Origin of the sequence: Nocardiopsis yanglingensis (assembly GCF_045809185.1) — a bacterium.
Classification (GTDB): Bacteria; Pseudomonadota; Gammaproteobacteria; order Xanthomonadales; family Xanthomonadaceae; genus Stenotrophomonas; species Stenotrophomonas yanglingensis.
The window spans coordinates 116,113-128,623 of sequence record NZ_JBJNRH010000014.1 but is presented as its reverse complement, the minus strand read 5'-3'; the positions used below and the strand labels follow the sequence as shown (position 1 = coordinate 128,623).

The following is a 12,511-nucleotide window of genomic DNA, read 5'->3' as shown; positions in this document are numbered from 1 at the left end:
GGCTCCCCTCCCCACCAACCCATCCCCGGGGGGGGGGGGGGGGGCGCGCGGGGGGGGGGGGGGGGGCGGCCCCCCCCCCCCCGCTACCGGCAGGTCAGGCTTCCGGAGTGAAGCCGGCCGGCTTTTCCGCGTCCTTCTGGAACAGGAACTTGACCAGTTCGCCTTCAAGGAACGCGCGATGCTCCGGCGTGCGTGGCGACAGTCGGTTTTCGTTGATCAGCATGGTCTGGTGCGCCAGCCATGCCGCCCAGGCCTGCTTGCCGATGTTGTTGAAGATGCGCTGACCCAGCTCGCCCGGGTAGGGCACGAAGTCCAAACCTTCGGCATCGCGTTGTTCGTACTGGCAGAAGACGGTTCGGGGCATGGCACTCACTCGTGGTTGCGGGGTTTCTTGGAATTTCGTTTCGGCGTCTTGATCGTGGCGCCGTTGAGCAGTTTGCGGATCGGCGCCGGCAGGCCCAGTGCGGGCAGCTCATCGCTGGCGACCCAGCGCAGCGTGGGTTCTTCCACGCGCAGGCCGTGCACCTGCCGCGACAGTACCTGCAGATGCAGCCTGTAGTGGCTGAAGGTGTGCTGCAGTATTGGCAGCTCTTCGGCCTCTTCCAGCGAACCGTCGACATGCACGTCGAACCAGTCCTGCAGCACGCTGCCGGCGTCGGCCTGCGGCAGTGTCCACAGCTGCGCCCAGATGCCGGTGTCCGGTCGCTTCTGCAGCAGCACGCGCTGCTGCGCGTCGCGCAGCAGCAGGGCCACTGCTTCGCGCTCGGGCAGGGTCTTGCTGGGCTTGGGCGTGGGTAGTTCAGCGGTGCGGCCTTCGCGGCGCGCTACGCACGCGTCCTGCAGCGGGCAGATCACGCAGGCCGGTTTGGCGCGGCTGCATACGGTCGCGCCCAGATCCATCTGTGCCTGGGTGTAGTCGGCCATGCGCCCGGCCGGCACCTGCGCCACGTGCGCCTCGGCAATGGCCCACAGCTGTTTCTCGATGGCCGGCAGGCCGGGGAAGCCCTCGATGCCATGGTAGCGGCTGAGTACGCGCTTGACGTTGCCGTCGAGGATCGCGAACGGGTCGTTCCAGGCCTGGCTGAGGATCGCACCGGCGGTGCTGCGGCCGATGCCGGGCAGGGCATGCAGTGCGTCGAAATCGCGCGGCAGGTCGCCGTCGTGCAGTTCCACGCAGCGCATTGCAGCGGCATGCAGGTTGCGTGCGCGGGCGTAGTAGCCCAGCCCGGCCCACTGCGCCATCACCGCGTCGTTGCTGGCGGCGGCGAGGTCGGGCAGGGTCGGGAAGTGCTGCAGGAACCGCTGGAAATACGGGATGACCGTGGCCACCTGGGTCTGCTGCAGCATGATCTCCGACAGCCAGACCCGGTAGGGGCTGCGCGGGTGCTGCCAAGGCAGGTCATGGCGGCCGTGGTCGTCGAACCAGTGCAGCAGGTGGGCGACGAAGCCGTCTTCCTGGGCAGTGCTGGCGCTGGCGTGCGGCTGGCGGGGCATCGGTGTTCCAGAGAGGCAGCCACCCGTGGGGTGGCTCTACCGGATTGCAATAGAGCCACGCCATGCGTGGCTGCGCGGTGTATCAGCCGCCCAGCGCTTCGGGCAGCAGGGCGTCGACGAAGGCTTCCGGGTCGAACACGCGCAGGTCTTCCGGGCGCTCGCCGATGCCGGCGAAACGGATCGGAATGCCGAACTCGCGGGCCAGTGCGAACACCACGCCGCCCTTGGCGGTGCCGTCCAGCTTGGTCACCACCAGGCCGGTCACGTTCACTGCGGCATTGAACTGGCGCAGCTGCGAAAGCGCGTTCTGGCCGGTGGTGCCGTCGATCACCATCAGCACTTCGTGCGGTGCGGTGGGATCGATCTTGCCCAGCACGCGGCGGATCTTGCCCAGTTCGTTCATCAGGCCGGACTGGGTGTGCAGGCGGCCGGCGGTGTCGGCGATCAGCACCGAGGTGCCGCGGGCCTTGCCGGCCTGCAGCGCGTCGAACGCCACCGAAGCGGCATCGGCATTCTGGCCTTGTGCGACCACGGCCACGCCGTTGCGCTCGCCCCAGGCCTGTAACTGGGCCACGGCGGCGGCACGGAAGGTATCACCGGCGGCCAGCATCAGGCTGTGGCCGTCGTCCTTGAAGCGCTTGGCCAGCTTGCCGATGGTGGTGGTCTTGCCGACGCCGTTGACGCCGACGGTCAGTACCACGAAGGGCTTGGCGGTGCGGTCGATCACCAGCGGCTTGGCCACCGGCTGCAGGATCGCGATCAGTTCGGCACGCAGCGCGGCCAGCAAAGCGTTGGCGTCGACGAATTCACGCGCCTTCATGCGCTTGCGCAGGCCCTCCACCAGGTCGGTGGTGGCACCAACGCCGACATCGGCGGTGATCAGGGCGGTTTCCAGCTCGTCCAGCAGGTCATCGTCGAGCTTGGGGTTGCGCGAGAACAGGCCACCGAAGCTGCGCGCGATGACGCTGTTGCGCAGGCGCTCGCGCCAGCCGGGCTTGCCAGCCGTGGCAGGCACGGCGTCGACAGAGGCGGCGGCAGGCAGGTCGTCGGTGACCGGTGCCGCGGTGGGCTCAGGCAGCGGTGCGGGTGCCGGTTCGATGGCCGGGGGCGCGATGGGGGCGACGTCGATCTGCGCCGTCGGCGCCGGAGCTGCCGGAACCGGTGCGGCTGGGGCCGGAATCACCGGAGTGCGCTCGACAGCGACCGGAACGGCGGCTGCCGGGGGCGGCTCGACCGGTGCAGGTTCGGCCGGTACGGCTACCGGTGCCGGCTCCTTGTCCTCGATCGGCGCGGCCGACGGGAATGCCGCCGCCAGCTCTTCAGCCGAGTAGTGCTGGGTCTTGGGAGCCTCCGTTGCGGGGGCATCCTGGGGCTTCTTGCGGCGGAAAAAACTGAGCATTGGCAAAAGGCGCTGAAATCAGAGGGATATGCTACCACTCGGGCCTGTCGGGCCGATGTGGACTCAAGGACGCGGTCCCCCGGCCGTTAACCGGTCCGGAGGGCTGCGCGGAGCGGCCCGGAGACCGCCCATGAACAACGTTATGGGAATCGCCCTCAGCGGTATGCGTGCGGCCCAGCAGGGCGTGCAGGTGGCCGCGCACAATGTGGCCAACCTGGCGACCCCCGAAGCCCAGCGCCTGCAGCTGCAGCGTAGTGCAGTGGAGCAGGGCGGGGTGCAGGCCGCGGTGACTTCCACCGGCGCCGATGCCGCCGCACCGCTGGGTGATCTGCTGGCAGCGAAAGCCGAGGTGGTGGTCTTCGCCGCCAATGCCACGATGATCCGCCGTCAGGACCAGATGCTGGGCTCGCTGCTGGATCGCGAGGTCTGAGCCGCCCGGCTTTGGTGGGTGTCAACCTTGGTTGACACGCTCGCACCCCTGGTAGGTGCCAACCTTGGTTGGCACGCTTTTGGGGCACCAACCAAGGTTGGCCTCTACCAGGGCAGCAGTGCCAACCAAGGTTGGCATCTACCAGAGCAGCAGTGCCAACCAAGGTTGGCATCTACCAGAGCAGCGCCGGGCCATGCCCGGCGACCACCCTGTCGATCAGGCCGACAGCTCCAGCAGCAGCTTGTTCAGACGGGCCACATAGGCACCCGGGTCCTTCAGGCTGTCGCCGGCGGCCAGCGCGGCCTGGTCGAACAGCACCCGGCCCAGGTCGTCGAAGCGTGCGCCATCGGCTTCCGCATCCAGCTTGGCGATCAGCGGGTGGCCCGGATTGATCTCCAGTACCGGCTTGCTGTCCGGTACCTTCTGCCCGCTGGCTTCCAGGATCTGGCGCATCTGCAGACCCAGGTCCTGTTCGCCGATGGCCAGCACCGCCGGCGAATCGGTCAGGCGGTGCGAGACGCGCACTTCGGCAACGTCGTCGCCCAGCACCGTCTTCAGGCGCTCGACCAGACCCTGTTTGTCCTTGGCCGCTGCTTCCTGTTCCTGCTTGTCCGCTTCGGTTTCCAGCGCACCCAGATCGAGGTCGCCGCGGGCGATGTCGACGAAGCCCTTGCCGTCGAAATCGGTCAGGTAGCCCATCAGCCACTCGTCGATGCGGTCGGTCAGCAGCAGCACTTCCACGCCCTTCTTGCGGAACACTTCCAGGTGCGGGCTGTTGCGCACCTGGCTGTAGCTCTCGCCGGTCAGGTAATAGATCTTGTCCTGGCCTTCGGTCATGCGGCCGAGGTAATCGGCCAGCGACACGCTCTGTGCATCGCCGTCGCCACGGGTGGAGGCAAAGCGCAGCAGGCCGGCCACCTTCTCGCGGTTGTTGTAGTCCTCGGCCGGGCCTTCCTTCAGCACCTGGCCGAATTCCTTCCAGAACGTGGCGTACTGCTCCGGCTTGTCGGCGGCCAGCTTCTCCAGCATGTCCAGCGAGCGCTTGGTCAGCGCCGCCTTCATCGAATCGATGACCGGACCGGACTGCAGGATCTCGCGCGAAACGTTCAGCGACAGGTCGTTGGAATCGACCACGCCCTTGATGAAGCGCAGGTACAGCGGCAGGAACTGCTCGGCCTGGTCCATTACGAACACGCGCTGCACATACAGCTTCAGGCCCTTGGGCGCGTCGCGGTGGTACAGGTCGAACGGCGCGCGGCCGGGCACGTACAGCAGTGAGGTGTACTCCAGCTTGCCTTCAACCTTGTTGTGGCTCCAGGCCAGCGGGTCGCTGTGGTCGTGCGCCACGTGCTTGTAGAACTCGGTGTACTCGGCGTCGCTGATCTCAGTGCGGGGGCGGGTCCACAGCGCGCTGGCGCGATTGACGGTTTCCCATTCGACCGCAGTGCCTTCTTCGCCTTCCTTCGGCATCTGGATCGGCAGGCCGATGTGATCCGAATACTTCTTGAGGATGCTGCGCAGGCGCCAGTCATCGGCGAAGTCGTGCTCGCCGTCCTTCAGGTGCAGCACGATGCGGGTGCCGCGCTCGGCCTTGTCGATGGTGGCGACTTCGAAATCGCCTTCGCCGCGCGAGGTCCAGCGCACGCCTTCGCCTGCAGTCAGGCCGGCGCGGCGCGAGGTCACTTCCACTTCGTCGGCGACGATGAAGGCGCTGTAGAAGCCGACGCCGAACTGGCCGATCAGCTGCGAATCCTTCTTCTGGTCGCCGGACAGCTGGCGCAGGAAATCGCCGGTACCCGACTTGGCGATGGTGCCGAGGTGGGCGATGGCTTCGGCGCGGCTCATGCCGATGCCGTTGTCTTCGATGGTGATGGTGTGGGCGGCGGGGTCGAAGCTGACGCGCACGCGCAGCTCGCTGTCGCCTTCCAGCAGGGCCGGCTGGGTCAGGGCCTCGAAGCGCAGCTTGTCGGCGGCATCGGCGGCGTTGGAGACCAGCTCGCGGAGGAAGATTTCCTTGTTGGAGTACAGCGAGTGGATCATCAGCTGCAGCAGCTGCTTGACTTCGGTCTGGAAGCCAAGGGTTTCGGTCTGGGTGGTCTCGGTCATCGATAAGGCTCCGTGTGCAATGCCGCGCCAGCGCGTGCGGCCTCGCCAAGGGGTATGGCTGATTGTCCCGAAATCAAGGGGTTGGTCGGCCGGGCTGCGCCCGGCACCCGCCGAGGCCGAAGCAACAGCAACAGCAACAGCAACAGCGGGCATTCCGTGGGATGGCGGGGCGGTGTGGGTTGGCAGGACACGCCGTAAACCCGTCCATGGGGGCTCGATGGCGCCTTGCTCGTGTGCGCTGTCCTGCGCACACGGCAAGACCGGGGTTGGGCGTCCTGCCCAACCCGCCCGAGGCATGCCTCGGGCCCATGGCGCCAACGGTCCTGCCAACCCACACCGCCCCGCCTCTGACAGTTGGCCGGTGCCTGTTGGTGGGTGCCGACCGTTGGTCGGCACATCTGTCGGATATCGAATGAATTCATCCACGCATGGCGTGGATCTACTGGCAACGGCGGCTGTTGGTAGGTGTCGACCTTGGTCGAAACGATTTTTCCATAAGACATCGATATCCAACCCAGTGCCGACCAACGGTCGGCACCCACCAGAGCAGAAAGCCCTTCCGACAGATCGCAGGAAACTGTCGAAGGCGGGGTGGGTCCGGTTGCGGGGGCGTGAGCGCCATGGATGGCGCGACCGAGCCTCCATGGACGGATTTACGGCGTCCCCCTCAACCGGACCCACCCCGCCATCCCACGGATAGCCGGCTTTTGCCGTTGCTTCGGCTTCTGCGGGTGCCGGCCGCAGGCCGGCCGAACTACAATCCCCTTCATGCTGAAATTCTTGAATACCTCCCGCCGGGGGCGCCTGTGAGCGGCCGTGGCGGCAATGAAGGGCAGGTCCGCATCATCGGCGGTCGCTGGCGCAATACCCGCCTGCCGGTGCCGACCCTGCCCGGGCTGCGGCCGAGCAGCGACCGCGTGCGCGAGACCCTTTTCAACTGGTTGATGCCCAGACTGGGCGGCGCGCGGGTGCTCGACCTGTTCGCCGGCAGCGGTGCGCTGGGCCTGGAGGCGGTATCGCGCGGTGCCGCCCACGCCACCCTGGTCGAGCGCGATGCGCAGCTGGGGCGCAATCTGACCGCCGCCGTGGCCAAGCTGCAGGCCGCCGACCAGGTGACCGTGGTGCAGGCCGACGCCCTGCGCTGGCTGCAGGGGGCAACGGCGCAGCAGGCCGATCTGGTCTTCATCGACCCGCCGTTCGCCGATGGCCTGTGGCAGGACGTGCTCGCCCAGCTGCCGCGGCACCTGGCCGCCGACGCCTGGCTGTACCTGGAGTCGCCGGCCGGCCACGTGCCGGTGCTGCCGCCGGACTGGCTGCTGCACCGCGAGGGCGGAACCCGCGAGGTGCGCTTTGCCCTGTACCGCCGCGCCACTGCTACACTTTGACCTCATCTGAACATCTGCAACCGCCCATGACCGTGGCCAATCGCCGCATCGCCGTTTACCCCGGCACGTTCGACCCCATCACCAACGGTCATATCGACCTGGTGAGCCGGGCCGCGCCGCTGTTCGAAAAGGTCGTGGTCGGCGTGGCGCAGAGCCCGTCGAAGGGGCCGGCGCTGCCGCTGGAGCAGCGCGTGCAGCTGGCACGTGGCGCATTGGGCCATCACAGCAATGTCGAGGTGATCGGTTTCGATACCCTGCTGGCCCATTTCGTACGCTCGGTCCAGGGCGGGGTGCTGCTGCGCGGCCTGCGCGCGGTGTCCGATTTCGAGTACGAGTTCCAGATGGCCAGCATGAACCGCCACCTGATCCCCGAGGTCGAGACCCTGTTCCTGACCCCGGCCGAGCAGCACAGCTTCATTTCGTCCTCGCTGGTCCGCGAGATCGCACGCCTGGGCGGGGACGTGTCCGGTTTCGTGCCGGCCGCGGTGCTCGAAGCGCTGCGCAAGGTCCGCGAAGCGAAGTCGGCACAGTCGTAAGCCCCCGCTGTACCCGCACCCCATTACGTACAACACCACGCACCATTCCGGGAGGAAACCCATGAACACCACCATGCGCGCGATGCTGATCGCTTCGTTGGCCCTGGCCTTCACCGCCTGCAAGAAGGAAGAGGCCGCTCCGGTCGACGAGGCCAAGCAGGCCCTGGTCGCTCCGTCCAAGGACGACGATGCAGGCTGGAAGAAGTACCTGCAGGAAGTGGCGATCCAGAACATGGGCAACATCACCAACAGCCCGTTCCTGTACTACCTCTCGCCGGAATCGGACCCGGACTTCCAGGCCAAGTACGAGCGCCAGACCGAGAGCGCGACCCAGGCCGTGGCCCGTGGCGTGCAGCCGGGCAACATGCTGGCCTTCGGTTCGTCGGCCTCGGGCAAGATGGCTGACATGATCCAGGCCGTCTTCAAGGACGTGTCGCCGGATTCGATGAAGGGCGTGCGCGTCGTCTTCATCGGCCAGTCGGCCGACAACGCCCGCGTGCAGGCTGCCATCCAGCCGACCGGTGCCGAGTACATTTTCGTCGAAGCCAAGTAATACCGAGCCATGGCGGCCATGCTCCGGCATGGCCCGGGCGGCGTCCTGCAAGGGTGCCGCTGATGACCTGACCGGCCCGCGCGCCCGCGCTGGCCGGTCCTTTGTCCCAGGGCGCGGGCGAGGAGTATCGCCGTGTCGCTGAAAATCAACGAGCTCTGCGTCAACTGCGACGTATGCGAGCCGGCCTGCCCGAACCAGGCCATTGCGATGGGTGAAACCATCTACGTGATCGACCCTGCGCGCTGCACCGAATGCGTGGGTCATTTCGACGAGCCACAGTGCGTGGTCGTCTGCCCGGTCGAGTGCATCGACCCGGATCCGGAGATCGTGGAAACGGAAGACCAGCTGCTGGCCAAGCTGCGCCAGCTGCAGCACGATCACCCCGAACTCTATGCGGAGCCCCCATCCGAATGAAGACGCTGATCGTCCGCCCCCTGTTGCTGCTCGGCCTGTTGCTGAGCCCGATCGCCTGGGCCGACAGCCCGGCCCGTGCCGAGCGCCCCGACGGCGCCGCCATTGCCAGCGGCCACGCGCTGGCTACCCAGGCCGGCATCGACATCCTGGCGCAGGGCGGCAACGCCTTCGACGCTGCGGTGGCGGTGTCGTCCACGCTGGCGGTGGTCGAGCCGATCAGTTCCGGGTTGGGCGGCGGCGGCTTCTTCCTGCTGCACGACGCGGCCACCGGCAAGGACGTGATGCTGGATGCGCGCGAGACCGCACCGGCCGCCGCGACCCCGCAGGCCTTCCTCGACAAGCAGGGCAACCTGGACCGTGATCGTTCGGTCAATGGTGCCTGGTCGGCCGGTATTCCCGGCCTGCCTGCAGCGCTGGTCGAGCTGTCGGCCAAGCACGGCAAGCTGCCGTTGTCGGCCTCGCTGCAGCCGGCGATCCGCATCGCGCGCGAAGGTTTCCCGGTGTACGACCGCATGGCCAAGGGCTATGCCTCTCGCCGTGAGGTGATGGAGCGCTATCCCGGCACGCGCGAGGTCTACCTGCGCAATGGCAAGCCGATCGCCACCGGCGACCTGTTCAAGCAGCCGGAGCTGGCACAGACCCTGGAGCGCCTGGCCGCGGGTGGTTTCGATGGCTTCTACAAGGGCCAGACCGGAAAGCTGTTGCTGGCCGGCGTGAAGCAGGCCGGCGGCAAGTGGACCGCTGAAGAGCTGGCCGGCTACCGCGTGAAGCAGCGTGAACCGATCGTGTTCAACTACAACGGCTGGAAGATCACCACGGCGCCGCCGCCGTCGTCCGGTGGCATCGCGCTGGCCAGCATGCTGCAGATCCTGGAAGGCTGGGATATCAGGAAGATGGACCCGGCGCACCGCACCCATCTGGTGGTGGAGTCGATGCGCCGCGCCTACCGCGACCGCACCTTCTTCCTCGGCGATCCGGACTTCGTGCAGATCCCGCAGAAGGTGCTGACCAGCAAGGACTACGCACAGGGTCTGCGGGCGACCATCCATCCGGAGAAGGCCACGCCCAGCGACCTGCTGTCGGGCAACCCGACGCCGCTGGAAGATGACGAGACCACCCACTTCTCGATCATCGACCGTGACGGCAACCGTGTCGGCGCCACCCAGACCGTCAACCTGCTGTACGGCTCGGGGCTGATTCCCAAGGGCACCGGCGTGCTGTTGAACAACGAGATGGACGACTTCGCGCTGAAGCCGGGTACGCCCAACGCGTTCGGCGTGATGGGCTATGAAGCCAATGCGCCGAAGGCGGGCAAGCGCATGCTCAGCTCGATGACCCCGACCTTCATGGAGAACACCGACAAGGTGGTGGTGCTGGGCACCCCGGGTGGCAGCCGCATCATCACCATGGTGCTGCTGGGCATCCTCGGCTACGACGACGGCCTGGATGCGCAGCAGGTGGCCGCGCTGCCGCGCTACCACCACCAGTGGCTGCCGGACCTGATCGAAGCCGAGGACGATGCGTTCGACGCGGCGACGGTGAAGCAGCTGCAGGCGATGGGCCACAAGATCGACCTGCCAGGCGACGTTGCCGCCGGTGGCCGCGGTTCCAGTCACGTGTGGGGCAACCTGCAGACCGTGGAATGGGACCGCAAGGCCAACAGGCTGTTCGGCGGCAGCGACCCGCGCAACCCGGTGGGCAGTGCCCAGGTCGTGCCGGCACGCTGATCCTGTAGTGCCGGCCGCTGGCCGGCAATCTGGCTCAATACCGAAACCCCGCCTTTGCCGGCGGGGTTTTCTGTTTTCCTTCTAGCGATTATTTAACGAGCCGGCGCCGATAATCGACGCATGAAACTCTGGTCTATTCGTGGAAACTCGCAGCGCCTCGACGGCGGCGCGATGTTTGGCAACGCGCCGCGCGCGTTGTGGGAAAAATGGGCGGCACCGGACGAGCTCAATCGCATCGAGCTGGCCTGCCGTGCGCTGCTTGCCAGCCCGCTGGAAGGCAAGACCGTGCTGTTTGAAACCGGTATCGGTGCGTTCTTCGAGCCGCGCATGCGCGAGCGCTACGGCGTGCAGGAAAGCCAGCACGTGCTGATCGATTCGCTGCGCGAAGCCGGCTTCGAGCACGAGGATGTCGACGTAGTGGTGCTCAGCCACCTGCACTTCGATCATGCCGGTGGCCTGCTGGCGGCATGGAGCGAAGGGCGTGAGCCCGAATTGCTGTTCCCCAACGCAACCTATGTGGTCGGCGCGCAGCATTGGCAGCGCGCCGTGCAGCCACACCCGCGCGACCGCGCCAGCTTCATTCCGGAGCTGCCCGGCCTGCTGCAGGCCAGTGGCCGCCTGGAAGTGGTGGATGGCGAGTACTCGAAGGCGCTGGGGCGCAGCGTGCGCTTCAGCTACAGCGATGGGCACACGCCGGGGCTGATGCTGGCTGAGATCGTCGGGCATGCGCAGGCCGGCGAGGGGCCGCATGGCGGCGTGGTGTTCTGCGCCGACCTGATTCCCGGCCGTTCATGGGTGCACGTGCCGATCACCATGGGCTACGACCGCAACGCCGAGCTGCTGATCGACGAGAAGCGGCAGTTCCTTGAAGACAAGCTGGCGCGCAACGTGCATCTGTTTTTCACCCACGATCCGCAGGTAGCACTGGCGCAGCTCGGGCGCGATGACAAGGGGCGTTTCGTGACCCTGCATGAGCAGGGCGAACTGAAGGCACGCGCCCTGGGGTAAGAGTAGAGCCGAGCCTATGCTCGGCTGCTCCTCTGAACGGTCATGCATGTTACGGATGCTTGAGCCGAGCATGGGCTCGGCTCTACGTCACTGCCATTACGACGCCTTCAGGCAACTGCTCATGAAGGTCTTGCGCGCATCACCGGCCAGCTTCTTGGCGCCGGCGTCGGCGTTGCACTTGCGCATGCGCTCCTGCTGCGCATTGGCCGGCTTGGAGTCGGCGGCGTGGCCACTGAGGCAGGAGCTCTGCGCGGTCTTGTAGGCATCACCCTTCAAGCCCTTGTTCTTGGCCGAGCATTCGGCCATGCGCTGCTGCTGCGGGGTGGTGGCGTTTGCAGCCAGGGGCAGGCCGACCAGCAGGGCGGCGGCCAGCAGGAAAGAGGCTTTCATCATGGGGCTCCAAGCGGTGGCGGGTGCGCGGAGCATTCGCTTCCGGCCCGCAAGGCCACGTGAAGAATCGCGCTTGGGCCACGTCCGCTTGCATCGGCATTCAGATCGGCGTATTACTTAGCCACATGGGTAAGTATGATCCTGCCATTCAAGAGGTCTTCCACGCACTGGCCGACCCGACCCGTTGCGCGATCGTGGCCGCGCTGGGGCAGGGGCCGCGCACCGTATCGGTGCTGGCCGAGCCTTTCCAGATGGCCTTGCCCTCGCTGATGAAACATCTGGCCGTACTGGAACGCAGCGGCGTGGTGCGCAGCCACAAGCAGGGGCGCATACGTACCTGCGAACTGGTGCCGGCGCGGCTGGGCCAGGCCGAGCAGTGGCTGGCCGAACAGCGTGTCGTGTGGGAGGCGCGCGCCGACCGCATGGTCGATTTCGTCGAAACCCTTCACCGACAGGAGCAGGCCCATGGCCGTAGACGCAGGTAACAACCCCGATACCGATCTGGTCATCAGCCGTGTGCTGAACGCACCGCGCGCTGCCCTGTGGCGGGCGTGGACCGATCCGGAACTGCTGCGCCAGTGGTGGTGCCCGAAGCCGTGGACCACCGAGGTGCGCGCATTCGACCTGCGCCCCGGCGGGGCCTTCCACACCTTCATGCAGGGCCCGGATGGCGGCAGCAGTGACAATCCGGGCAGCTTCCTGGAGATCGTGCCGCAGCAGCGTCTGGTGTTCACTTCGATGCTGGGTGCGGGCTGGCGACCGCAGTCACCGTGGCTGGGCTTCACCGCCGTCATCACGATGGAGGATGAGGAGCAGGGTTGCCGCTACACCGCGCGGGTGATGCACCCGGACAAGGCCCTGCGTGACCAGCATGAGCAACTGGGCTTCTTCGACGGCTGGAACACCGTCATCGGCCAGCTGGAAACCTTCGCAGCCGGCCTGTAGGCCGGCATCCGGGGTGGGGTCATCCGGGGTGGGGTCAGAGCCCTTTCTGCGAAAGGGATCCGACCCCCGCGATGTTGGGGTCAGATCCCTTTCGCAGAAAGGGCCCTGATCCCGGTTCGCCGGT

General features: G+C 66.9%; 14 protein-coding genes. 9 read left to right on the top strand and 5 right to left on the bottom strand.

What is annotated here, in order from left to right:
* Nucleotides 1–94 precede the first annotated feature (94 nt).
* From ACJ7C5_RS17295 to ftsY, 3 genes are all read right to left on the bottom strand, one after another.
* Complete coding sequence (locus ACJ7C5_RS17295; protein WP_125429846.1) at nucleotides 95–364, bottom strand: oxidative damage protection protein; 270 nt, start codon at nucleotides 362–364, stop codon at nucleotides 95–97.
* A gap of 5 nt (nucleotides 365–369) precedes the next feature.
* Entirely contained in the window at nucleotides 370–1,494 is a 1,125-nt protein-coding gene (gene mutY, locus ACJ7C5_RS17290) for an A/G-specific adenine glycosylase (RefSeq protein ID WP_412704605.1), read from the bottom strand.
* An 82-nt stretch (nucleotides 1,495–1,576) separates the two neighbouring features.
* Complete coding sequence (gene ftsY, locus ACJ7C5_RS17285; protein ID WP_412704604.1) at nucleotides 1,577–2,893, bottom strand: signal recognition particle-docking protein FtsY; 1,317 nt, start codon at nucleotides 2,891–2,893, stop codon at nucleotides 1,577–1,579.
* A 130-nt stretch (nucleotides 2,894–3,023) separates the two neighbouring features.
* Between ftsY and ACJ7C5_RS17280 the strand changes: the two genes are divergently transcribed.
* On the top strand, nucleotides 3,024–3,323 hold the full coding sequence (locus ACJ7C5_RS17280; RefSeq protein ID WP_094000002.1) for a hypothetical protein: 300 nt from the start codon (nucleotides 3,024–3,026) through the stop codon (nucleotides 3,321–3,323).
* Nucleotides 3,324–3,539: 216 nt separating this feature from the next.
* On the opposite strand, the gene htpG is transcribed toward ACJ7C5_RS17280, so the two are convergent.
* Nucleotides 3,540–5,429, bottom strand: coding sequence for a molecular chaperone HtpG (gene htpG / locus ACJ7C5_RS17275; RefSeq protein WP_412704603.1), 1,890 nt, complete (start codon nucleotides 5,427–5,429; stop codon nucleotides 3,540–3,542).
* An 806-nt stretch (nucleotides 5,430–6,235) separates the two neighbouring features.
* Between htpG and rsmD the strand changes: the two genes are divergently transcribed.
* From rsmD to ACJ7C5_RS17245, 6 genes are all read left to right on the top strand, one after another.
* Nucleotides 6,236–6,814, top strand: coding sequence for a 16S rRNA (guanine(966)-N(2))-methyltransferase RsmD (gene rsmD, locus ACJ7C5_RS17270; RefSeq protein WP_097047863.1), 579 nt, complete (start codon nucleotides 6,236–6,238; stop codon nucleotides 6,812–6,814).
* Between the two features lie 26 nt (nucleotides 6,815–6,840).
* Nucleotides 6,841–7,350 (top strand): pantetheine-phosphate adenylyltransferase, encoded by a 510-nt coding sequence (coaD, locus tag ACJ7C5_RS17265; protein ID WP_008267036.1) that lies wholly within the window; start codon nucleotides 6,841–6,843, stop codon nucleotides 7,348–7,350.
* Nucleotides 7,351–7,411: 61 nt separating this feature from the next.
* Nucleotides 7,412–7,903, top strand: a complete 492-nt coding sequence (locus tag ACJ7C5_RS17260) for a hypothetical protein (RefSeq protein ID WP_004153167.1) — start codon at nucleotides 7,412–7,414, stop codon at nucleotides 7,901–7,903.
* Between the two features lie 132 nt (nucleotides 7,904–8,035).
* Nucleotides 8,036–8,317 (top strand): YfhL family 4Fe-4S dicluster ferredoxin, encoded by a 282-nt coding sequence (locus tag ACJ7C5_RS17255; protein WP_004153175.1) that lies wholly within the window; start codon nucleotides 8,036–8,038, stop codon nucleotides 8,315–8,317.
* Nucleotides 8,314–10,044, top strand: coding sequence for a gamma-glutamyltransferase (gene ggt / locus ACJ7C5_RS17250; RefSeq protein WP_412704602.1), 1,731 nt, complete (start codon nucleotides 8,314–8,316; stop codon nucleotides 10,042–10,044). Before ACJ7C5_RS17255 ends, ggt begins: the two co-directional genes overlap by 4 nt.
* A gap of 120 nt (nucleotides 10,045–10,164) precedes the next feature.
* Nucleotides 10,165–11,052, top strand: a complete 888-nt coding sequence (locus ACJ7C5_RS17245) for an MBL fold metallo-hydrolase (RefSeq protein ID WP_093999998.1) — start codon at nucleotides 10,165–10,167, stop codon at nucleotides 11,050–11,052.
* A 96-nt stretch (nucleotides 11,053–11,148) separates the two neighbouring features.
* Here ACJ7C5_RS17245 and ACJ7C5_RS17240 read toward each other — a convergent pair whose 3' ends face one another.
* Nucleotides 11,149–11,442 (bottom strand): PsiF family protein, encoded by a 294-nt coding sequence (locus tag ACJ7C5_RS17240; RefSeq protein ID WP_049445544.1) that lies wholly within the window; start codon nucleotides 11,440–11,442, stop codon nucleotides 11,149–11,151.
* A 59-nt stretch (nucleotides 11,443–11,501) separates the two neighbouring features.
* Here ACJ7C5_RS17240 and ACJ7C5_RS17235 point away from each other — a divergent pair, with 59 nt between their 5' ends.
* Together ACJ7C5_RS17235 and ACJ7C5_RS17230 are read left to right on the top strand one after the other, a co-directional pair.
* On the top strand, nucleotides 11,502–11,927 hold the full coding sequence (locus tag ACJ7C5_RS17235) for an ArsR/SmtB family transcription factor (protein ID WP_255253406.1): 426 nt from the start codon (nucleotides 11,502–11,504) through the stop codon (nucleotides 11,925–11,927).
* A complete protein-coding gene (locus tag ACJ7C5_RS17230) occupies nucleotides 11,908–12,387 on the top strand; it encodes an SRPBCC family protein (protein ID WP_088025663.1) in 480 nt (159 codons plus the stop codon). Before ACJ7C5_RS17235 ends, ACJ7C5_RS17230 begins: the two co-directional genes overlap by 20 nt.
* Nucleotides 12,388–12,511: the final 124 nt, after the last annotated feature.

What these genes read in the sequence shown, in the direction of transcription:
- mutY (WP_412704605.1), bottom strand. Translation starts at nt 1,494, where the DNA reads ATGCCCCGCCAGCCGCACGCCAGCGCCAGCACTGCCCAGGAAGACGGC.
- ACJ7C5_RS17245 (WP_093999998.1), top strand. Translation starts at nt 10,165, where the DNA reads ATGAAACTCTGGTCTATTCGTGGAAACTCGCAGCGCCTCGACGGCGGC.
- coaD (WP_008267036.1), top strand. Translation starts at nt 6,841, where the DNA reads ATGACCGTGGCCAATCGCCGCATCGCCGTTTACCCCGGCACGTTCGAC.
- htpG (WP_412704603.1), bottom strand. Translation starts at nt 5,429, where the DNA reads ATGACCGAGACCACCCAGACCGAAACCCTTGGCTTCCAGACCGAAGTC.
- ACJ7C5_RS17280 (WP_094000002.1), top strand. Translation starts at nt 3,024, where the DNA reads ATGAACAACGTTATGGGAATCGCCCTCAGCGGTATGCGTGCGGCCCAG.
- ggt (WP_412704602.1), top strand. Translation starts at nt 8,314, where the DNA reads ATGAAGACGCTGATCGTCCGCCCCCTGTTGCTGCTCGGCCTGTTGCTG.
- ACJ7C5_RS17260 (WP_004153167.1), top strand. Translation starts at nt 7,412, where the DNA reads ATGAACACCACCATGCGCGCGATGCTGATCGCTTCGTTGGCCCTGGCC.
- ACJ7C5_RS17240 (WP_049445544.1), bottom strand. Translation starts at nt 11,442, where the DNA reads ATGAAAGCCTCTTTCCTGCTGGCCGCCGCCCTGCTGGTCGGCCTGCCC.
- ACJ7C5_RS17230 (WP_088025663.1), top strand. Translation starts at nt 11,908, where the DNA reads ATGGCCGTAGACGCAGGTAACAACCCCGATACCGATCTGGTCATCAGC.
- ACJ7C5_RS17295 (WP_125429846.1), bottom strand. Translation starts at nt 364, where the DNA reads ATGCCCCGAACCGTCTTCTGCCAGTACGAACAACGCGATGCCGAAGGT.
- ftsY (WP_412704604.1), bottom strand. Translation starts at nt 2,893, where the DNA reads ATGCTCAGTTTTTTCCGCCGCAAGAAGCCCCAGGATGCCCCCGCAACG.